General features: G+C 43.0%; 19 protein-coding genes and 2 pseudogenes. 5 read left to right on the top strand and 16 right to left on the bottom strand.

The window, feature by feature from the left end; genetic code table 11:
• Positions 1-344 precede the first annotated feature (344 nt).
• Positions 345-1,814 (top strand): sensor histidine kinase, encoded by a 1,470-nt coding sequence (locus I8748_RS14440; protein ID WP_198125272.1) that lies wholly within the window; start codon positions 345-347, stop codon positions 1,812-1,814.
• 158 nt (positions 1,815-1,972) lie between these two features.
• Here I8748_RS14440 and I8748_RS14435 read toward each other — a convergent pair whose 3' ends face one another.
• The 8 genes and pseudogenes from I8748_RS14435 to I8748_RS14405 form a co-directional block, all read right to left on the bottom strand.
• On the bottom strand, positions 1,973-3,376 hold the full coding sequence (locus I8748_RS14435; RefSeq protein ID WP_198125271.1) for a DICT sensory domain-containing protein: 1,404 nt from the start codon (positions 3,374-3,376) through the stop codon (positions 1,973-1,975).
• Positions 3,377-3,617: 241 nt separating this feature from the next.
• A complete protein-coding gene (locus I8748_RS14430; RefSeq protein WP_198125270.1) occupies positions 3,618-5,108 on the bottom strand; it encodes a UDP-N-acetylmuramoyl-L-alanyl-D-glutamate--2,6-diaminopimelate ligase in 1,491 nt (496 codons plus the stop codon).
• Between the two features lie 32 nt (positions 5,109-5,140).
• Complete coding sequence (locus I8748_RS14425; RefSeq protein WP_198125269.1) at positions 5,141-5,530, bottom strand: glutaredoxin family protein; 390 nt, start codon at positions 5,528-5,530, stop codon at positions 5,141-5,143.
• A 122-nt stretch (positions 5,531-5,652) separates the two neighbouring features.
• A complete protein-coding gene (locus I8748_RS14420; RefSeq protein WP_198125268.1) occupies positions 5,653-6,084 on the bottom strand; it encodes an HNH endonuclease in 432 nt (143 codons plus the stop codon).
• A 4-nt stretch (positions 6,085-6,088) separates the two neighbouring features.
• On the bottom strand, positions 6,089-6,451 hold the full coding sequence (locus I8748_RS14415; protein WP_198125267.1) for a hypothetical protein: 363 nt from the start codon (positions 6,449-6,451) through the stop codon (positions 6,089-6,091).
• The gene (locus tag I8748_RS35105) at positions 6,444-6,620 is read right to left on the bottom strand and encodes a hypothetical protein (protein ID WP_225896411.1); all 177 of its coding nucleotides are present in this window, start codon (positions 6,618-6,620) and stop codon (positions 6,444-6,446) included. The genes I8748_RS14415 and I8748_RS35105 overlap by 8 nt, the downstream gene beginning before the upstream one ends.
• Positions 6,595-6,834, bottom strand: coding sequence for a type II toxin-antitoxin system Phd/YefM family antitoxin (locus tag I8748_RS35100; RefSeq protein WP_318781226.1), 240 nt, complete (start codon positions 6,832-6,834; stop codon positions 6,595-6,597). The genes I8748_RS35105 and I8748_RS35100 overlap by 26 nt, the downstream gene beginning before the upstream one ends.
• A gap of 206 nt (positions 6,835-7,040) precedes the next feature.
• A pseudogene (locus tag I8748_RS14405) lies at positions 7,041-7,667 on the bottom strand (Uma2 family endonuclease).
• Positions 7,668-7,953: 286 nt separating this feature from the next.
• On the opposite strand from I8748_RS14405, the gene I8748_RS35095 reads away from it, so the two are divergent.
• Both I8748_RS35095 and I8748_RS35090 read left to right on the top strand, forming a co-directional pair.
• Positions 7,954-8,775, top strand: coding sequence for a hypothetical protein (locus tag I8748_RS35095; protein WP_225896410.1), 822 nt, complete (start codon positions 7,954-7,956; stop codon positions 8,773-8,775).
• 102 nt (positions 8,776-8,877) lie between these two features.
• Entirely contained in the window at positions 8,878-9,357 is a 480-nt protein-coding gene (locus tag I8748_RS35090) for a hypothetical protein (RefSeq protein WP_225896409.1), read from the top strand.
• A gap of 327 nt (positions 9,358-9,684) precedes the next feature.
• Here the strand turns inward: I8748_RS35090 and I8748_RS14395 are convergent, their stop codons facing one another.
• The 4 genes from I8748_RS14395 to I8748_RS14380 form a co-directional block, all read right to left on the bottom strand.
• Entirely contained in the window at positions 9,685-11,088 is a 1,404-nt protein-coding gene (locus I8748_RS14395) for a ferredoxin:protochlorophyllide reductase (ATP-dependent) subunit N (RefSeq protein WP_198125266.1), read from the bottom strand.
• 317 nt (positions 11,089-11,405) lie between these two features.
• Positions 11,406-12,146, bottom strand: coding sequence for a DUF5331 domain-containing protein (locus I8748_RS14390; protein ID WP_198125265.1), 741 nt, complete (start codon positions 12,144-12,146; stop codon positions 11,406-11,408).
• A 30-nt stretch (positions 12,147-12,176) separates the two neighbouring features.
• On the bottom strand, positions 12,177-13,043 hold the full coding sequence (gene bchL, locus I8748_RS14385; protein WP_318781223.1) for a ferredoxin:protochlorophyllide reductase (ATP-dependent) iron-sulfur ATP-binding protein: 867 nt from the start codon (positions 13,041-13,043) through the stop codon (positions 12,177-12,179).
• A gap of 557 nt (positions 13,044-13,600) precedes the next feature.
• On the bottom strand, positions 13,601-13,870 hold the full coding sequence (locus I8748_RS14380) for a TIGR02450 family Trp-rich protein (protein WP_198125264.1): 270 nt from the start codon (positions 13,868-13,870) through the stop codon (positions 13,601-13,603).
• Between the two features lie 288 nt (positions 13,871-14,158).
• On the opposite strand from I8748_RS14380, the gene clpB reads away from it, so the two are divergent.
• Both clpB and I8748_RS14370 read left to right on the top strand, forming a co-directional pair.
• On the top strand, positions 14,159-16,777 hold the full coding sequence (gene clpB / locus I8748_RS14375; protein WP_198125263.1) for an ATP-dependent chaperone ClpB: 2,619 nt from the start codon (positions 14,159-14,161) through the stop codon (positions 16,775-16,777).
• A 114-nt stretch (positions 16,778-16,891) separates the two neighbouring features.
• On the top strand, positions 16,892-17,260 hold the full coding sequence (locus I8748_RS14370) for a cupin domain-containing protein (protein ID WP_198125262.1): 369 nt from the start codon (positions 16,892-16,894) through the stop codon (positions 17,258-17,260).
• 87 nt (positions 17,261-17,347) lie between these two features.
• On the opposite strand, the gene I8748_RS14365 is transcribed toward I8748_RS14370, so the two are convergent.
• From I8748_RS14365 to I8748_RS14350, 4 genes and pseudogenes are all read right to left on the bottom strand, one after another.
• Positions 17,348-17,446, bottom strand: coding sequence for a tetratricopeptide repeat protein (locus tag I8748_RS14365; RefSeq protein ID WP_225896408.1), 99 nt, complete (start codon positions 17,444-17,446; stop codon positions 17,348-17,350).
• 179 nt (positions 17,447-17,625) lie between these two features.
• Positions 17,626-18,742: pseudogene (locus I8748_RS14360) on the bottom strand (IS4 family transposase); the annotation flags it as partial.
• 265 nt (positions 18,743-19,007) lie between these two features.
• Positions 19,008-20,336 (bottom strand): Nramp family divalent metal transporter, encoded by a 1,329-nt coding sequence (locus I8748_RS14355; protein ID WP_198125261.1) that lies wholly within the window; start codon positions 20,334-20,336, stop codon positions 19,008-19,010.
• Positions 20,337-20,644: 308 nt separating this feature from the next.
• The coding region (locus I8748_RS14350; RefSeq protein ID WP_198125260.1) for a transposase at positions 20,645-21,003 on the bottom strand (359 nt) is incomplete at its 5' end.

Raw genomic sequence — 21,003 nt, 5'->3', positions numbered from 1 at the left:
TGGGGACTGGGGAACTCGGGGCCCCCACGACCGAAAGGGAGGAGCCACTGCGTTGGACGGGTTCCCCGGCTTGAAGCAAGTGGCGTTGGGGATTAGGGGCAATGGGGACTGGGTACTGGGTACTGGGTACTGGGAAAAATTTTCTCCCTCATCTCCCCTGCTTCCTCTGCTCCCCTGCTCCCCTGCTCCCCCTGCTCCCCTGCTCCCTTCGTCAGGGGAAATTGCGCCTATTTTGTTCGGTTCTACCACTGTCGCCAGTACACAAATGACTATAACCTCATAACTATAGGGAAACGCTTAATGTAAATGCTGTAAGTCGCTGTTCGACCAAGGGGTGAAGTCCTGTGTACCAATGGATATTGCCAAGTCTTAGTGAAATTTTAGCTGCAAGTGAATCAACTGTGGCTGAATGTTCACCAACCAAAGCAGAACGGCAGTGGCGTGTCAGTTTAGCAGCTACAGAACATCTGCTCATCAATTCTTTAACAACTGCTGTATCTGACGCATCGCAGGGATTAGTTTTAGCTGCACCTGCACCCCTATTTAGTCAGCCAATACTGACTCAAAGCTTACAGACAGTCACTTTTACGGCAAAGCCCTTTAATCCTTTGGCACTGATGCCATTTCAGATGCCAGATGCGATCGCGATCGCAGATGAACAAGTCACTCCCCATGAATCAGTACTACCTTTACTACCTGCCGATCCGTTGGCGGCGGAACAGTTTTGCCTGGTGTTCACAGATAAGTTTAGATTAGTACTAGTTTTGGCAGAACATAAAAACGGCAATAAAACGTTTTCATTTTCCTTTGAACCAGAGGTAGTACAACAGGCGTGGCGATCGCTGGGAGCGCGTGTAATATTAACTAATCCAGATTTATTTAGCGAATTGGATGCATTGGTAGAAAAATATTCCCCAGTTGCACCAGATTACCGCACTGTAATTCAGTTTAGCCAGTTGTTACTTCAGCAATTTACAGAACCGAAAGAGGAGACGGAGTTACGGGGACAGGAAGACACGGCCAAAGAGGAAACATGCACACGCCAACATGCAGATACAGCTAATTTTCTCCCCTCTCCTCATCGTCCCGATGTAGAATTACTCCAGGCTTTTGCCCATGAAGTCCGCACTCCCTTGACAACGATTCGCACTATGACTCGCCTGCTGCTAAAGCGACGAGATTTGCCTGCAAATGTGATCACCCGCTTAGAGATTATCGATCATGAGTGTACCGAGCAAATTGACCGCATGGAGTTGCTGTTTAAAGCAGCAGAACTAGAGACTAGTACATCGGTAAAATCTGCAAACACTCAACTTACACCGATGTGTTTAGATCAAATTTTGCAGCAGAGTATTCCTCGTTGGCAACAAGCAGCAAATCGGCGGAACTTAACTTTAGATGTGGTGTTACCCCAGCAATTACCCACAGTGGTGAGTAATCCGAATATGTTGGATCGGGTACTGACTGGTTTAATGGAGAATTTTACCCGCAGTTTACCTGCTGGCAGTTGTATTCAAGTACAGGTTATTCCTGCTGGCGATCAACTAAAGTTACAATTATTACCCCAATTTCAATGTGAAGATGCAAGCATTGCCGCCACACCTGCACCACCAATTCGCAAAGCTCTAGGGCAATTACTGATGTTCCAACCGGAAACAGGTACAATTAGTTTGAATATTGCTGCAACTAAGCATTTGTTTCAGGCGATCGGTGGTAAATTGATTGTGCGCCAGCGTCCACATTATGGCGAAGTTTTAACTATTTTCTTGCCCTTGGAAGTTAGTAATAAGCAAAAGTTAGGAGTTGGGAGTTGAGCAGGGGAGATGAGGGAGAAAATTTTTACCGAGTTCCCCAGTCCCCAGTACCCATTGCCCCTAATCCCCAACGCCACTTGCTTCAAGCCGGGGAACCCGTCCAACGCAGTGGCTCCTCCCTTTCGGTCGTGGGGGCCCCGAGTTCCCCAGTCCCCAGTTTAAACAACTGGTGCATTGTGTGTACTTGGCAACTGCAATGTAAATGTAGAACCTTCATCAAGCCTACTCTTGACAGAAATAGAACCACCACAACGCCACAGCAACCGCTTCACAATTGTTAACCCCAAACCAGCGCCACCAAATTCTTCTGTTAATCCTGAACGCACACGATAAAAGCAGTCAAAGATTTTAGGTATTTCGCTTTCAGCGATGCCGATACCGGTGTCACGAAATTCTAATTGGACATAATTACCCACAACACGCGCTCTTACCCATACTCGACCACCATTAGGGGTAAACTTGATGCTGTTGTGCAATAAATTAATGACTATCTGCTTGATTCTACCAGTTACACACCAAACAGCTGGCAGTTCGCTTGCAACAGTGTAGGCTAACATAATACCTTTTTCTTGCGCTACAGGCTGGTAGGTACTGACTACTCCAGGCACAATATCTGATAAGCGTACCAACTCTAAAGTTGTCTTTTCCAAATTATGCTCTAAATCTATCAGATCCAATAAACCTGTAATCAGAGTATTTTGGCGATCGCACTCGTTATTGAGCATTTGCAAGTAGCGTTGTCGCTGTGGTGGCTTGAGTGTGGGAGAATTCAACAGCGAGAGTGCTGTTTTCATGTGGGTTAAGGGTGTACGCAGTTCTTGACACACATTGTTCAAGTAGTGATCTTTGAGTTGCTCTTTGTCGTGCAGCTTTTGATTTTGCTGCTGCAACTTGGCTATGCGTTCAGTTCTCTTTTGACGATTAATTTCATCCTGTCGCTGGAGTTGTTTTGTCAACAACTGACTGATTAATGCTAGTTTTGATACTGTTTTATAAGGAAAATCACTTAAGATAATTGCTGAAGATTCTGGCACTATTGCCTGTTGAATGCTGTTTAACACTGGCTGAATCACTCTTGGTTCCATAGAAGTGATTGCCAGCAAAGATGGAGTTTTACTAACATTCCCCTTTCCCAAGACACGAGTTTTGCCTTTTTTGGACGGTCGATGTGCCAAAATTAAACTACAAAACTGCGGCGACAACACTATCAGAAAATATTCCCGATGTAGTTGCCTATGTGGTAGTAGCTGCACCGAGCTATGAGGCGATGCTGAAGGAGTGATTTCTGCTCCTGGTTCCCTGCTCTTTCCAATCTGACAAGTATAAATATTAGCAGACGCACCCACTGAAGATTGATAACGCAACAATTCTGCGTGCCAGATTTTTCCTGGTGGTAGCTTAACCCATAAAGTTGCTGCGATTTGCTGCTCAATCAGTAAGTCTATTTGTGACCTGACCAGTGATAGCAGAGTCGCAGGATTAACGTGCAATGGTTGAGGAGGCGCTTCCACTCGCAAAGCTAGCTGATAAATAGACACATCCTTACGCTGAGTATCATTCATGAGTTAAGCACAACAAAAATATGGGAATTGGGAATTGGGAATTGGGAATTGGGAATTGGGAATTGGGAATTGGGAATTGGGAATTGGGAATTGGGAATTGGGAATTGGGAATTGGATTCTACTATTAGTTATCACATCTGGCCCACTACCCATCACCCATTACCCATTACCCATTACCCATCACCTCATCCCCCTCATCCCCTCTGCTCCCCATCTCCCTATCTCCCCATCTTCCCAATCCCTAGTCTCTAATCCCTAGTCTTTCTTGTAAAGCGTCGCGTGCATGTTCTCGGTCGTCAAAGTGGATTTTTTCTGTGCCGAGAATTTGGTAGTCTTCATGTCCTTTACCAGCAAGTAACACTCCATCACCAGGTTGTGCTTGTAATATAGCAGTACGAATGGCGGTGGCGCGATCGCCTATGACTGTGGGGTTTGCTGTTGGGGGAATTCCTGCCAGAATATCTTGTAAAATTCTTTCTGGGTCTTCGGTACGGGGATTATCTGATGTCACTACCGCCACATCAGCTAAGTCAGCGGCAATTTTCCCCATTTTTGGGCGCTTCGTGCGATCGCGATCACCGCCACACCCAAACACACAAATCATTTTACCAGGTATAAACGGACGTGCTGCTTTCAGTAAATTCTCTAAACTATCTGGGGTATGAGCATAATCTACAATGACGCTGATATCTTGTTTAGAAGTAATTTGCACTCGTTCCATCCGTCCAGGAACCCCTGGAAACTCAGGTATCACAGATGCCACTAAATTTAAATCTACCCCTAAGTGTAAAACTGCTCCTACTGCTGCCAGCAAATTTTCTAAGTTGTATTGACCAACCAAGGGCGAACGAAAGGCTACATCACCCTTTGGCGTATGCAACGTACCGCTAACTCCATTCGGCTCATAATTCAGGTCACTCATCCACAAATCAGCGCTGTTGTGGTTAACACTATAACTCCAAACTTGTTCGGCATTCAACCCCGCAATTAATTGCTGTCCGTAAGCATCATCAGCATTAATTATGGCTCGTCCCTTGAGATAATCAGAACTAAATAACAACGCTTTGGCAGCAAAATAATCTTCCATGTCGGTGTGATAGTCCAAGTGGTCTTGGGTGAGATTGCTGAACACTGCAACCTCAAACTGACAACCCAAAACTCGACCTTGGGCTAAAGCGTGGGAACTCACTTCCATTACCCCAAACTCACAACCAGCATCCACCGCTTGGGCGAGTTGCTGTTGCAGTTCCACAGCAAACGGCGTAGTGTAGGCAGCAGTTTGTTCAAAACCAGCCCAACGAGTGTAGAGAGTACCCATCAAAGCCGTAGATAAATTTGCTTTATTGAGCAAAAATTCAATTAGATGCGTAGTAGTAGTTTTACCATTAGTACCTGTTACACCCACCATTTTGAGTTTTTGCCCAGGATAACCATAAAAAGCAGATGCGATCTGGGCGCAGGCTTGATTCATGTTGTTAGCACTGACAACAGCCTCCGATGTCGGGGGATTTTTTTGGATGGCTTCAGGAGAAACGATCGCCGCCACAGCACCGGATGCGATCGCACTTGCCCAAAATTCTCCCCCATCTACCCGCGTTCCGGGCATTCCAATAAACAAATCTCCCACACCGCAAGCATGGGAATTCGTCTTTAATCCTTCAACTTCTGCATCCTCAAAACCAGGAGGCAATTCCACACCGTCTACCACCGCTAGTAATTCCCGCAATTTCATCTTGTGAACCTCGTCACACACTATCCTTGCGCCTATTCTGCATTATTTTTTTTATTCTTGGATATATACTTACACAGCATTTGCTCCAACTGTTGCACAGTAGCACGAGGAGAAGGACGCGGCAAAGGTTCCTCAGTTACCCCTTCCTCTGTGCCCTCGGCGTCTTGGTGAGTCCAGTCCCCGTCTTGGCTTCTGCCGAGATGGGGAACTGGCGTTCCCCGAAGGGGTTCTCGAAGAGTACCCGAAGGGCGGTTCGATAAATAAAGAACAGGCACTTCATACTGATATGCCTGATACCAATCTTCACGAATTGTAATATCTCGAATTTCCAACTCGAAACTGAGATTTTGGATTTGTTCTAGCTTTTCCTGCAAACCCTCACATAAATGACATCCAGGTTTACTGTATAAAATTAATCGCATTTGCCTAAACCAATTTTGGCGATCGCATCTCTACAAGTCATGATAGGGGTAAACTGGATAGCAGCGCTGTTTGTTGTGGCAAAAAAATCAAATATTGCGATTACACAGATATGATGTACTCTTCATTCCTGTGGAGGATGCCAACCAGCAAGCACCCAATAACTACGAACTTCCAAAGCATCCGGATCATCACTCAAATGTAGCGATGAAACAGTTGCCCTACCAATAGGTGTTTTGCCAACAATGCGTAGACTATCTTCACTCCAGCAGAAATGTTCAGACCAAATTTGAGTACGAGGATTAAACAGCTTGACTGCCTCACCCGTTTGTGGGTCAATGCCTGTAGTTTTATCACTTTTATAGCCATTGCAAAGTGGACAAGCCAGCCACAAATTCGATTCATCATTGCTGCCACCTTTTGCAATAGGGATAATGTGTTCAATTTCCAAACGAGCCATCACTAAACGTTGGGGACTCAAGCAATAGCCACAGCGGTTTCGAGCAGCAGTGCGGACACGACGTTCTATCTCTACAGGAATGTAAAAGCGAGCCATTGCTTTAATTGAGAGGGGATATTAAACCACGTTCAACAGCTACTTTTAAAGCTTTTGCTTTACTGATCAAACCACGTCGGTAGACCCCCATGAGTTCATCTAGTTGACGAACTTCCCCATCTTGAAGCTCTCCCTCTCGTTGACGTGCTAACAATTCACTAAGAACCTCTTGCTGTTCTGGTTCCATTTGCATATCGCACAGTGCCAAAACTTGCTCATCTGGTAGTGAATCTACAGGTAATTCTGCAATGGCGCGGTCAATCCATTCTAGTAATAAATCTTCAAGCCGCCGATTTGTCAAAGCAGCGATTTCCTTTGCTTTGTGTGCCAGTGTTTCAGGGAGTTGAAGAGTGACAATTTCAGCCATTTGTGACTAGCTTGCTGTTTATATTCTGATTGTATCCATGTTTTGTGACAGGAGTGGGTTGCAGTGGTGTGCAGACATTTTTGGTGAGATAGATTTTTTTGTCTTCTGTTGCCCACAGGCCCAGTTGGTCAAAAGCTTCTGGTTCAAAGGCAACTTTTTTCATATTCATCTAAATCTACATAAATAAGGTTTCTTTTTTCTACATTTTCTACAGCTTTAAGTAAATGCTTTTTATTTGATTTCGATTTCAAAAGATAGGTAGTTTCATCTTCTTCTGTTAGCGGTTCAATTAGCATAATCACTTCTACAACTGTTCCTTCTGGTAATTCCGTTGTAGACAGTTCAATCTTACCATCTTTGCCTACAATAGGTTTTTGTTTAATTCCACTAAAGTATAATTTATAATTACTTCCATCTTCACAAGATTATTTTAGCTAGTAATGTAAAATGAGCCATTGCTGTTAATTAATAGCAGATTTTAAGTCACGTTCAACAGCTACTTTTAAACGGGGTAAACGACTAAGTTATGCCGCGATCGCTTGTTAACGTGTATGGAGATCACATCGGAGGTAGTCGAACCACAGCGATTTTACCTGCCAGCCCTCAACACCTGTTCAGCCGTTAGCTGGAAATCTGGGAAGGTTAGAGAGACGATGGTCTGATCGCCCCGAAGTTGCTGAATTTCATATTCCCCATTCACTAGCGTACAGATAGAGAGGGTGGGTTGTTTGGGTTTTCCAATGTGTCGAGTACTGTCACTACCTGCGTAATCTGCAATCCAATATTCGGGAATGCCTAAAACCGCGTAGTCTTCAACCTTACGGGCATAATCATTTTGCCAGTTGCTACTAACAACTTCCGCGACAAATTTAATCGAACTGCCCAGCGTCAGGATCGACTGGTCAGACCAAAGCAGTTCTTTGGTAAGTTCATTACGATCAACAACTGCAACATCAGGTCTAAATGCTGTCATACCAATGTTAGAAGGGCGCAATAGTCCACGCCCAAGGACAAACTAAGGTAAGCTTGTTTTGTCGATCTGGACACAGACCTTCGCGGTAATGAAGGCTGCAACCTCTTCATGTAGACCTGTTGGTTCCAAATCGAACACCTCTCCATCGATCAGTTCATAGCGGTTATCGCCACCATAACGGGCGAGAAACTCGTCAAAGCTGAGTGGCTTCTGTTGTATTGGTTGGTTGATCGCAATGGTCATGGTCAACTTAGTCCCATCAATGCCTTCAGTCTACCAAATCGAATATGTGATGGATATGTGAGTTCAAACTCCTAATCCAGTCGGTATGCATGGACATCGATAATGTAGCGATCGCCTGTTTTTCTTCTGCGGCTGGAGGAGTTTGTGAAAAAGAGCGATCGCTAATTAGACAAAATCAAATTCAAATTGGGAATACTGAGTAAAGCGTGGGTATTTGCTGCTTATACACAAAACAGCTAAACACCTGACATTACGCTATTAAAGATTTAGCAATTAGGAGAATATTGTGAGTTTAGCAGTTACAGCAACCTTTGTACTTGCAGATTGGATTGTTAAAGGTCTAGCAAATGGAACTTATGAACGAGTTTGGGGTGTAATTCGAGATGTAGCGTCAAAACAAATCGTTACTTGGTTACGGGAAGGGGGAGTAAATAATTCTCAAGTTTCAACAGCAGCTACTTCCTCTAACAATTTACTCAATCTTGTTGTCTCTGGAGCAAATCTTCTTACTTCAGGGACTAATACTGTTGTCACAAGACAAGGATTAGCTGATGTGAGTGGACGGTTAAGCAAAGTTGAACAAGCAAGTTTAGGCAATATTGCTATGTCAGGCGCTAATCTAGTTGGAACAGTTGCTAACGCCGCTATTTCTGGGAAGGGATTTGCTGATGTTAATACACGTTTAGGTGGTATTGAAAATCAGATAGGCGAACTTGGGCAAAGCCTACAACTAACTCAGGGAATTTTGCAGGTAGCTACTGCTGCCAGTGTACTTAATCTTGGTGTTTCTGTGATGTCTTTTGCGTTAATATCGCAACGACTTAAAGAATTAGAACAACGCTTACAACAAGCTCAAGAATTGTTAAACAAGATTAATCGTAAAATCGACCTGAGTTTTTATGCTAACTTTCGTGCTGCACTTGATTTAGCTATTAATGCCTTTACGATGACCAAACAAGAAAATCGTAGAAGCAGTGCTTTACAAGCTATTAATCGTTTTTTAGAAGCAGAACATATTTACACTGAATTGACTGATATTGAAATTGAGCAAAAAAGCCAAATTGCTGATGAATATTTGCTGACTTTATCATTAGCCTATCTAGCTTAAGCACGTTGCTATTTAGAATTAGAAGAACACGATACAGCACTTCGCCGTTTCCAAGAGGGGGCTAAAGTTATCCGTTCTCGTATTCAAAAATATGTTGACCTTTTGCTAACTTCCAACCCAGGAGTATATTTACAACCTGAATTCAAGGGTCAGATTGATTTACGAAGATTAACACGAATTTACCAATGGATTGATCCTTATTTGGATGAAAATGCTGTATTTGATCTGCAACGAGAGAATTTGTTTAAAATGGCACAAAATCCTAACAAATGGTTAGATAACCTGCCAGCGGCAATTTTAAATCGTGTAGAGGTTCAAGGAGGTTGGTTTGGGCCGAGTCAGGACAATTTGAAGCAAGAAGCTTACAAGCGTCTTCCCCAAGTATTTGAAGTAATGGAATCTATGATTGAAACCAATCATCGTTTTGAAGCATATCAAACAGAAGTACAAGCAATATCTCAATTAGGAATCAGTTTTCATGGCTGGCTGCAATTAACTCCATCCACAGAAATTAAACCTGATGGTGCCGAATTCATGTATATCATTCCATCTAAACCTTTAGCTTTACAGCCTTCCATTTAAATTAATTTCTCTTTGTTCCTTTGCGTTCTTTGCGTGCTTTGCGGTTAGTCAAAAATTTATATTTGTATCAACCGCAAAACTGAGCCTAATAAAGAAATTTTCATACTTTGAACTATAGGGCTTGCACAAAATCATGAGAAAACGAACCACAAAGGGCACAAAGGACACAAAGAAATAAAAGTTTTAGAGAGTTTATACGTAAGCCCTAAACTATTCTCAATTCTTCCTCTGCGTCCTCTGCGCCTCTGCGGTTCGTAAAAAAAAGGCGAACCTTTTGTGTTCGCCCTAAACATAATGTTATAGTGTTGCTCGATTCAAACCCAAATCTTAAATCTTCGCTTCTTCCTTCACCAACTTATCCCAACCCAAATCTTTCAAATTATTATTGCGACGCAACGGACGAGTCACCAACTCTAGAATGTCGCGCGCATTAGTAAAACCGTGAATTTGAGCAAAAGTGAACTCCACAGACCACTTCGTATTAATACCGCGTGCTTCCAATGGGTTAGCATGAGCCATACCAGTAATTACCAAGTCTGGTTTTAGCTGATAAATTCGCTGAACTTGGTTGTAATTATCTGGCTTTTCCACAATCTTCGGCAATGGTACACCCATCTCCTGACAAGTCTTTTCTAATAGCGCCAACTCAGCAGCTTGATAGCGCTTATCCATGTAGGGAATACCAATTTCGTGAACTATCATCCCACAACGCACCAAGAACCTTGCTTGAGAGATTTCCAGCAAATTATCCCCCATGAAGAACACAGATTTACCGCGAATTAATTTCACGTAATCTTCCAAACTTTCCCAAATTTGGGCTTCGCGTTCATCCAAACCTTTGGGAGTAATACCGAACACTGAACAGATTTTTTCTATCCAGGCGCGGGTACCATCGGGGCCAATGGGGAAGGGTGCGCCTATTAACTTGCACTTACGGCGACGCATCAAAGTAGTAGCGGTACGGCTGAGGAAGGGGTTGACACCAGCGACATAATACCCTTCTTCAATAACTGGTAGTTCTGTAAAGCGTTTTGCAGGTAGCCAACCAGAAACTTTAATGCCTTGTTTCTTCAATTCCAAGGTTAACTGTGTAACTACGGGATCGGGAAGGGAACCGAAGAGAACCAAGGGAGGATGATCTACATACTCAGATTCCTCTTGAGCGACTTCTTCTTTCTTCTTACCAAAATTGAGCAGCTTTTGAATGGCGTTGCGTTCGTTTTTGTCTGTTTCCGCCACAGGGGCCTTATCAGGACAACGATTAGCCATTGCTGCTAACACGGTGTCTTCCCCTTGGGTGAAGGCGTAATCTAAACCGTTAGCACGCGCCACAACGATGGGAATACCAATTTCTGATTCTAACTTGGGTGCTAAGCCTTCCAAGTCAGTTTTGATGATTTCGGTGGTGCAGGTGCCAATCCAGACGATTACACTAGGATTGCGATCGCGTTTAATTTGCAAGCACAAACGCTTTAACTCTTCGTAATCATTCAGTTGTGCCGAAATATCGCCTTCTTCCAACTCTGCCATTGCATAGCGGGGTTCAGCAAAAATCATCACTCCCATCGCGTTTTGCAGGAAGTAGCCACAAGTCTTGGTGCCAATCACTAAAAAGAAGCTGTCTTCAATTTTTTGGTATAACCACGCCACACAGCTAATGGGGCAAAAGGTGTGGTAATTCCCAGTTTCGCACTCAAAGTTTAAAGCTTCTGGTTGTTGAGCAACAGTCATTTTGGTTTTTTCTCCCCTTGATTTTTTAAGTTAGGAGTCATGATTTAATAGTTATGATTTATGAGTTATGAGTTATGAGTTATGAGTTAAATTGCATGTAAATTAAGTGTTGAAGCCCTTGTAATTTTATTGATAATTCCAAAAGTCTAATTTGGGATAATTTTCAAAACTTTTACAGGATAAGAGGCATTTTTAATTCACACCAGCCGCGAGTTATGAGTTTTTATTATCAACTTTTAACTCCTAACTCCTCACTTTTGTTAACTCCTAACTCCTAACTCCTAACTCCTCACTTTTCTTAACTCCTAACTTAGTAATTAACTGTTGGGGAAGAGACGGGCAATTTCCGATTCATCAAAAACGCCGGCTGGCAGTTCTTCCCCTAAAAAATCGTTATTTTCTTCAGCCTTTTGCAAAGATGTTTCATCACCCCAGACATCTGACAATACCTCACTAAAGGCATTCTCATCTACTGTATTCAGTTCATCGGCAATTTGCTCTTCGGGTTTTTCTTCGCTTGCAGTTGCTGTTTCAAAGGATATATCGCCAAAATCATCTGCTTCTAAGCTTGATGCTGGCTCAGACTCTTCTTGTGGGTGGTGTCCGTTGGTTGATGAAATATCACCCAGGTCATTTTGGCGTTCCTCTACTGCAAACTCTTGAACCTCTGCTGTTTCCTCATAGCCGTTGGAATGGGAAACCGCTAAAGTTTCATCTTCGGAGTTTTCATCCCCAACAACATCTACATCTGTATCCATTTCTGCTGGAGGAATAAAACGGTTGCCGAGAGCAAGGTCTGGGTCAAAATGCAATTCCAACACTTCAATTAAAGTATCAGCGTCGGCATTCAGTTTAGAAAAAGGCAGCATTAACTGTGCCAGCTTCGGTTCCAGTGCGTTGACAACGCCCAGGATGAGGTAAGAAGGTGGTCGCTTCCCACCATCAGGGGTGTACACCGATTCCGTCTTCATGTGCAGGGTAATCCAGTCGCGATTGACTTGGAAAAATTGCAACCACTTTTGTCTTATTGAATCTGTAAAGCTATTAAAGAAAGCCATATGTCCCCTCATCCTGAGAACGAGATGATGTTATACAATCATCAAGTCTAGTTCCTCTTCTGAATTAGGAACCTGGGGTTTACCCGGATTTAGATAAAAATCGGACAACAAAGAGAACAATTCGCGGTCTGGGGCGTCGTTGGGCACAACTCCTTCTGGACGCGCCAAAATTTGGTCGGCGATGTTGAGATAATAGTCGCAAACGTAGTTCAAAGATGGGTCATATTCTGCCATTTCAAACAAAGTTTTACCTTTGACGCGGGAAACACGGATATCTTCAATTAATGGCAGGACTTCCAAAACTGGCATGGGTACAGCTTCTACATATTTCTCGATCAGGTCGCGCTTGGATGTACGGTTGCCAATTAAACCAGCTAGTCGTAAGGGGTGAGTCCGCGCTTTTTCACGTACTGAAGCTGCAATACGATTGGCTGCAAACAAGGCATCGAAGCCATTGTCAGTTACAATCAAGCAGTAATCTGCATAGTTGAGTGGCGCTGCAAAACCACCGCAAACAACGTCGCCTAGAACGTCAAATAAAATTACATCATATTCATCAAAGGCGTTGAGTTCTTTCAGTAATTTTACGGTTTCACCAACTACGTAGCCGCCACATCCAGCACCCGCCGGTGGGCCACCTGCTTCTACACAATCAACACCGCCGTAGCCTTTGTAGATTACATCTTCCGGCCAGACATCTTCGTAATGATAATCCTTTTCTTGCAGGGTATCAATAATTGTCGGAATCAAAAACCCAGTCAGGGTGAAGGTGCTGTCATGTTTGGGGTCACAACCAATTTGCAGGACTTTTTTGCCGCGTTTGGCTAGGGCGACAGATATGTTACAGCTCGTTGTGGATTTACCGATACCACCTTTTCCGTAAACTGCTAGTTTCACTTTTGTTTGCCTCTTATCGTTTTTTGTCAAACTCGTGGCTTCAACTTTTGCCTTCACCTAGCCTCTGATGGCGATGTGTGAGGTATGTGAGTGTCATTATTGTCGAGATGAGATGGAAAATAAAGGGGGCTGAAATTTCAAAACTAACGCTATCAGTCTTTTTAGGAAAAAATTTAGTTATTTATGAAAATTTAATCTTATATAATTTGTTTTATTGCTTAAAAAGCAAAATTATTGTTTTTTATATAACTTTTTTACTAAAAAAAGTTACAATAGACAAATTAATATATTACCTTACAACATATAGTTTTCATAGGTTTAGCTGATTGTGATACAAATTCAAATCGAGAAAGATGGGCTAGGTTTCAAGTTGACAGGGGATATGGGCAATTCTAGGCTGGCAATAGCCCTGTAAGTTTGCACAATTGGCTGTTTTTGGTAGTTAAATCACATTTGCCAAGAATATCTAATAGTTTTTGTGGTGCGCTCGCAGTTGGTTATGTAAAAAATTATTAATGTTTTAAATATCGTCTGCAATTAACTAAAAGCTTTGCCTATTAAAGTTTCCCTGATGAGGGTAAATCAGCTGAGATGGCCTCGATTTCCTGTAATGTTTGCCAGCCAGCTTGCCACTGGGAGCCGTCTTGTAATAATTTGGCGTTGATCCAGAAGCGGACTTTAGGGTCACAGGCGGCGACCATTTCGGCATACACCCACTTACCCTGATTTTTGCGGTTAACCACTTGGAAGTGTCTCCAACCGTCTACTTTTTGCTGTGCTGTCCACTTAGAACCAACTAGGTAAGGAAATTTTTGTTTTTTAGTCATTTGTCAGTTGTCAGTTGTCAGTTGTCAGTGGTCAGTTGTCAGTTGTCAGTTGTCAGTTGTTTTTATCCCCATCTCCCTCTGCTCCCCCATCCCCCACATCTTCGCCGCTACCTTTGAATGCAACTCGGTATAAGCTGAGTGTGTAAGTTGTTTCACGGCAGTAATACTACTACTCTACAAAGACGTGAAGACCGATCTAGCTAATTGTACCGCTATCCTTACAATGTCCATATAAGAACAAAGCTGACTCTTGTTCTGCTTGCTAAGTGATTCGTTCCTCATCAGCCTATGCAACCTACTAATCCTAACCAATTTACAGAAAAAGCCTGGGAAGCGATCGCCCACACCCCAGATATTGCTAAACAGTACCAACAACAGCAGATAGAAAGCGAACACTTGATGAAAGCATTGTTGGAACAAGAAGGTTTAGCTAGCAGTATTTTCACAAAAGCCGGTGTGAACTTGCAAAAAGTGAGCGATCGCACCGACCAATTTCTGCAACGTCAGCCCAAAGTCTCAGGTAACAGCACTTCAGTATACCTAGGACGCAGCCTAGATACACTTTTAGACCGAGCAGACAAATACCGTCAAGACTTTAAAGACGAATTTATTTCTATAGAACACTTATTGCTGGGTTACGCTAAAGATGACCGCTTTGGCAAAGGTTTATTCCAAGAATTTGGGTTAGACGAAGGCAAGCTCAAAAATATTATTAAACAAGTTCGGGGGAGCCAAAAAGTGACCGACCAAAATCCAGAAGGCAAATATGAAGCACTGGAAAAATACGGGCGTGACCTCACAGAAGCCGCCCGTAAAGGTCAATTAGATCCAGTCATCGGGCGAGATGATGAAATTCGTCGCACCATTCAAATTCTCTCTCGTCGCACCAAGAATAACCCAGTGCTAATTGGTGAACCAGGTGTGGGTAAAACTGCGATCGCTGAAGGACTAGCACAGCGTATCGTCGCCGGCGATGTACCCCAATCTCTCAAAGACCGTAAACTCATCGCTTTAGATATGGGTGCTTTGATTGCTGGGGCCAAATTCCGGGGAGAATTTGAAGAACGTCTGAAAGCAGTATTAAAAGAAGTTACTGAATCCGGCGGCAATATAGTTTTATTTATTGATGAAATTCACACTGTTGTCGGTGCGGGTGCGACTCAAGGCGCAATGGATGCCGGTAACTTGTTAAAACCGATGTTGGCGCGGGGCGAATTGCGTTGTATCGGGGCGACAACTTTAGATGAATACCGCAAGTATATTGAAAAAGATGCGGCTCTGGAAAGACGTTTCCAACAAGTTTATGTAGGTCAGCCCAGTGTCGAAGATACAATTTCCATTTTACGCGGGTTGAAAGAACGCTATGAAGTCCACCACGGGGTGAAGATTTCCGATAGTTCATTAGTAGCAGCCGCTACATTATCTAGTCGTTATATTAGCGATCGCTTCCTTCCTGATAAAGCCATTGACTTGGTGGATGAAGCCGCCGCTAGATTAAAAATGGAGATTACCTCCAAACCAGAAGAACTAGACGAAATCGACCGCAAAATTTTGCAGTTGGAAATGGAAAAACTTTCCCTGCAAAAAGAAAGTGATGCCGCTTCTCGTGAACGTTTAGAAAGACTAGAAAAAGAACTTGCAGACCTCAAAGAAGAACAAAGAACTCTCAATGCTCAATGGCAGTCAGAAAAAGATATCATCACTAAAATTCAGTCTGTCAAAGAAGAAATTGACCGAGTTAATTTAGAGATTCAACAAGCAGAAAGAGACTACGACCTCAACCGGGCTGCGGAATTGAAATACGGTAAATTAACCAATTTGCATCGGCAATTGGAAGCTGTAGAAAATGAATTAGCAAATGCCCAAAGAAGTGGTAAATCTTTATTACGGGAGGAAGTAACCGAAGCTGACATTGCAGAAGTTATTTCTAAATGGACAGGAATTCCTATTAGTAAATTGGTGGAATCCGAGAAAGAAAAACTGCTGCACTTAGAAGACGAATTACACCGTCGCGTGGTGGGACAAGCCGAAGCAGTCACAGCGGTAGCCGATGCAATTCAGCGATCGCGTGCTGGACTTGCTGATCCGAATCGTCCCATTGCTAGCTTTATTTTCCTAGGCCCCACAGGTGTGGGTAAAACCGAGTTAGCCAAAGCGTTAGCGTCCTATATGTTCGACACCGAAGACGCCTTAGTGCGAATTGATATGTCCGAATATATGGAAAAACACGCTGTTTCTCGGTTAATTGGTGCGCCTCCGGGATACGTGGGTTACGAAGAAGGCGGACAACTGACAGAAGCGATTCGCCGCCGTCCTTATGCTGTAATTCTCTTCGACGAAATCGAGAAAGCACACCCTGACGTGTTTAATATTTTCCTGCAAATTCTCGATGATGGTCGCGTCACCGATGCCCAAGGTCATACAGTGGACTTTAAGAACGCCATTATTATTATGACCAGTAACATCGGTTCGCAGTACATTCTCGATATTGCAGGGGATAACGCCCATTACGACGAAATGCGCCGTCGGGTGATGGAGGCGATGCGGAATAGTTTCCGTCCAGAATTCCTCAACCGGATTGATGAAATTATCATCTTCCACGGCTTGAATAAGCTAGAATTGCGCCAAATTGTGCAGTTGCAAGTTGAGAGATTGCGCCAAAGACTTAGCGATCGCAAGATATCTCTGAGATTATCTGATGCTGCTCTTGACTTTTTGGCAGAAGTAGGGTATGACCCAGTATTTGGGGCGCGTCCACTGAAGCGGGCAATTCAGCGGGAGTTGGAAACGCAGATTGCTAAAGCTATCTTGCGTGGCGAATTTAATGATGGCGACATGATTTTTGTGGATGTACAGAATGAGCGTCTTTCTTTTAGTCGCCTACCTGTTGAGGTGTTGAGCAGTTAATTTAGAATTATCTCACGCCAAGACGCAAAGGCGCAGAGAGTGTCTTTGCGTCTTGGCGTGAAAACAGAAAAATTTGAGATGCAGTTATGCACAAGGGGTAAATTATAAATTGCTGTGAAGGTTATTGAATTCTCACACGAACACGCAGAACCAATTACACTGTTTGAAAGTGTATCTGCTTCCAGTGTGCATATTGGTGATGGTGTCGGTGAGGCTCATGTGTACTGCATTTACTTTGAGCCTAATAGTGTGATTGGTAGACATCAAGCAGGATATGGTCAATTATTCCTGGTGATTAGTGGTGAAGGTTGGGCATCTGGTGAAGACGATCATCGCGTGAAACTAACAGCAGGTCAAGGTGCTTACTTTGAGCGAGGAGAATTTCACTCAAAAGGAAGCGATACGGGGATGACCGTGATCATGGTGCAAGTAAGTGACCTCAATCCCCAGACAATACATATTACATCTCAACCATCAACCTAACATTAGATTTCTTGCAAAAGTCCTTTTTTTCGCGTTCTTCTATAGCAAAGTGCGCTCGTGCTGAGTGGAAACCCAGTTATTTCAAGGCTAGTAGCAATCAATTTTTATTGTTTGGTTAAAGTCAGCAATAGCTTTCTGAAAATCTCCTAGTTCTACATAAGAAATTCCCCGACCATTATAAGCCAATACGGTTCAGTTAAGCCTAGAAAGCTGATTAGTGATGTGAAATTTCGGAGCTTCTACTCGTTGTCCAGTACCTCTGTGTTGCGGTTTTTTAGAGCGAAACTTTGATACAGGCTTTTTCACAACTCTGGGATTAATACGGTGAACACGTTCAGGTAACAACGTATCTAAAATCTCGACAATTAACCAATCGAAAAAAAAGGAAACTCTTCTGGCTGTAAGTCTTGAAACTTAGGAATAGCACGACGAATAACTCGTAACGTGCCTGTAAAACTCAGACGTAATGGTGGAACTCCACTATTGGTGGCAGCTTGAAACATTAATACTCGTACTGACCAATGCCCCAACAACCAACCATAAATTTCTTGCACAACTTCACGCGGTTTTTGGGAACGAACATGAGTTTTACGCCCCAAAAGATGTATTTTCAATTCATCAATGATATTTTCTACTTCCCATCGTTGATGATATTCTTTTGCTAATAATTCTGCTGGGAATTTATCAATATCTAATAAACTCGTAATTAAGCGATAACTAAGTTGTTCAGCCGGATTTTGGGGATGCTCAATTGTGTACTCGATAACTCTCACCATAATTGGCTGACAGCCTTTCTTTCGTAACTTTCCTGAAGGATTTATCCACGATAAATAGGAGCCGTCTTCTAACGGTTTTTCTGCTAAGAATTTCACATTGAACGGGATTCTTCCTAAATAATCACAGCTCTTGTACACAGTTTTCTGTACCATTTCATAGGAATGCAATCCTCTATCCCACATCAATAACATTCCTGATTGTACAGAGCGTAATAATTTTAATGCTCGCGCTCGTTCTCCAATACGATATGGACACATGAAAGCATCAAAGATTATGTGTGTTCCTGCTTCTACTAAGATTACTAACCTGACTTTAGGAAATGCTGCAATTGTTCCAGGACGACTACTTGGACGACCAAAAACTCTAGCATTTTCTTCGCTGTCTGGAACATCAAAACAGCTACCATCGATTACCACTATTCGTAATCCATTTAAAAATCCACCCAATGTTTCGCTATTTGCCATCGGTTTTACCAACTGATGAAACAGTTGGCTCATCACCCTAGCCCCTAATCTTTGCCGAGCTTGTGTAATTGCTGATTTACAAGGTACTCGCGCTTTTTTTACCAACTTTTACCCATCCCACAGAAAGACCATCAACTAAGTTTTTGAGTACATCTCGCATCGAATCTCTTGACCACAGACTCATTGCTATTACCAAGCAAACTACCAAATCTGCTGGTAAAGAACGATTTCTTTCTTCATTAGCCTTAGTGCTTGCGTAGACGCTCTTAGCGGCTTGCCGAAGGCATCGCTCGCTCTACAGCAGTTGCAGGTATGGCTATCTCTATCGCTTTTAGCAAATCATTACTTTGTATCTTTGGAGACAACAAGTTGAAATCTTTGAGATGCACTACAGTTTCTTTTGGGTCTTGATTACAATCCTTAATCTACACACATTTGAGCCTTAACTGAACCGTATTGCATTATAAGCATCCGTATGCTTGGGATTTAACCGCAGTGCTAGCATTTTAACTGGGAACTTGTAACAGCCAGCCCAAAAGACTTTGTAATAGCAGCCAAGCATTTAAGCCAACGATCACAAGAGCAACTAACCAAGCTAAAAATTTTAACCACACGGGATTAACAAACTCACCCATCAAGCGGCGATTACTAGTAAACATCACCAAGGGAATCACTGCAAACGGTAACTGCAAACTGAGGATAACTTGACTGAGAACGATGAGATTGCTTGTGCTATGTTCTCCAAAGATAATAATTGTAATCAACGCTGGAATGATAGCAAGCAGACGGGTAGCTAAACGCCGTAACCAAGAAGGAAGGCGAAATTGCAAAAAACCTTCCATCACAATCTGTCCAGCTAAGGTTGCAGTCAGTGTTGAACTTTGGCCGGAAGCAAGTAGGGCGATACCAAAAATAGCACTAGCAGCACTAACGCCTAACAATGGTGAAAGCAGTTTGTAAGCATCTTGAATTTCTGCCACATTCTGATTCCCAGAAAAATGAAATGTGGCGGCAGACACAATTAAAATGGCTGAGTTGATAAATAGTGCCAACGATAGAGCAAAGGTTGAATCAATTGTGCCAAACTTAATTGCTTCCCATCTTTTTTCAGTACTAGGTTGCCAATCACGGGTCTGCACAATAGAAGAGTGTAAATATAAGTTGTGAGGCATCACTGTTGCGCCTAAAATGCCAATGGCAATGTAGAGCATTTCTGAGTTTTGTAAAATTTCTTTATTGGGAAGATATCCCAACAAAATCCCACCTGTATCAGGACGAGAGAACAGTATTTCTGCCGTGAAACAGATGCCTACGGTTGCTACCAAAATTATTACCAGAGCTTCTGTATAGCGAAAGCTTTTTTGCTGCAAGAATAGTAAGAATAGGACATCTAGCGCAGTGATGCACACACCCCATATCAAGGGAATACCGAATAAAAGTTGCAATGCGATCGCACTTCCTAATAATTCTGCCAAGTCACAAGCTGCGATCGCAATTTCACACAATACCCACAAACAAAAACTTACCCTTGGACTGAAATAGTCTCGACAAGCCTGTGCCAAATCTTGCCCTGTGGCAACACTCAAACGCACACATAGCGCTTGCAGCAAGATTGCCATCAGGTTCGACAGCAGAACTACTGTCAACAGGGTGTAGCCAAACTTAGCTCCCCCAGCGATGTCTGTTGCCCAGTTTCCTGGATCCATGTATCCCACTGAAACCAGATATCCTGGCCCTGCATAAGCCAGCATTTTGCGCCAAAAGCTCTTGCTGTTAGGGACTCTGATGCTGCGGTGAACCTCTGGTAAGCTGGGTTTGTTGTTTGGGATAGTCATCTATTCTGCCGAAAACCTTTTCATAATTTTCTCATAATGTCCGAAAATCTGGCAGAAATATCAATATCCTCAATATAGATATTCCTATATGCATATAGGCAGAGAAAAGAAGGCGATCGCTCTAGGAGATAATATTAACAATCTTTGCCTATAAAGGAGTTACCGATCAACTCAGATCTTGCACCTACCCAATCTCCCGCAAAGTAAATCTTAAGTAGTGGCGTGGTGGTGCGTTAGGCGCTTTGATAATTTTTCCTGGCAATCATATCGAAAATATGCGCCTAACACACCCTACTAGCACGACCGGGCTAAAATAGTGCAATAGGATAGAGGTGTTTGAGTTTAATACGGGCATCCTCTGTTGTGAAGCGCCATTGAACTTGGCTATTCGTGCGATTACGCTGGTTCTGCCAGGCAGATAACTCCTTTTCTAACTCGGTGGCAGAGGAAATACGACGGTCAAGACATTGTTGAGAAAGGACACTTAACTCAATCTCGGCAACATTCAACCAACTACCGTTACGAGGGGTATAGTGAATTTCTAAGCGGCGAGCTAATCGATGAGCAACAGTTGCAGGAAAAGCTTCATACAGTGAGGCAATGTGATGAGTATTGAGATTGTCACAAACTAACTTGACTTTGCGCGCGTGGGGATAGTCTACATCTA

Origin of the sequence: Amazonocrinis nigriterrae CENA67 (assembly GCF_016056305.1) — a bacterium.
In the GTDB taxonomy this organism is placed as follows: domain Bacteria; phylum Cyanobacteriota; class Cyanobacteriia; order Cyanobacteriales; family Nostocaceae; genus Amazonocrinis; species Amazonocrinis nigriterrae.
The sequence above is the reverse complement of the archived record's forward strand: the minus strand, read 5'-3'. Positions and strand labels throughout refer to the sequence as shown.

What these genes read in the sequence shown, in the direction of transcription:
- I8748_RS14390 (WP_198125265.1), bottom strand. Translation starts at nt 12,146, where the DNA reads ATGGCTTTCTTTAATAGCTTTACAGATTCAATAAGACAAAAGTGGTTG.
- I8748_RS14435 (WP_198125271.1), bottom strand. Translation starts at nt 3,376, where the DNA reads ATGAATGATACTCAGCGTAAGGATGTGTCTATTTATCAGCTAGCTTTG.
- I8748_RS14395 (WP_198125266.1), bottom strand. Translation starts at nt 11,088, where the DNA reads ATGACTGTTGCTCAACAACCAGAAGCTTTAAACTTTGAGTGCGAAACT.
- I8748_RS14425 (WP_198125269.1), bottom strand. Translation starts at nt 5,530, where the DNA reads ATGCGATTAATTTTATACAGTAAACCTGGATGTCATTTATGTGAGGGT.
- I8748_RS14415 (WP_198125267.1), bottom strand. Translation starts at nt 6,451, where the DNA reads ATGGCTGAAATTGTCACTCTTCAACTCCCTGAAACACTGGCACACAAA.
- I8748_RS14380 (WP_198125264.1), bottom strand. Translation starts at nt 13,870, where the DNA reads ATGACTAAAAAACAAAAATTTCCTTACCTAGTTGGTTCTAAGTGGACA.
- I8748_RS14355 (WP_198125261.1), bottom strand. Translation starts at nt 20,336, where the DNA reads ATGACTATCCCAAACAACAAACCCAGCTTACCAGAGGTTCACCGCAGC.
- I8748_RS14430 (WP_198125270.1), bottom strand. Translation starts at nt 5,108, where the DNA reads ATGAAATTGCGGGAATTACTAGCGGTGGTAGACGGTGTGGAATTGCCT.
- I8748_RS35105 (WP_225896411.1), bottom strand. Translation starts at nt 6,620, where the DNA reads ATGAATATGAAAAAAGTTGCCTTTGAACCAGAAGCTTTTGACCAACTG.
- I8748_RS14420 (WP_198125268.1), bottom strand. Translation starts at nt 6,084, where the DNA reads ATGGCTCGCTTTTACATTCCTGTAGAGATAGAACGTCGTGTCCGCACT.
- clpB (WP_198125263.1), top strand. Translation starts at nt 14,159, where the DNA reads ATGCAACCTACTAATCCTAACCAATTTACAGAAAAAGCCTGGGAAGCG.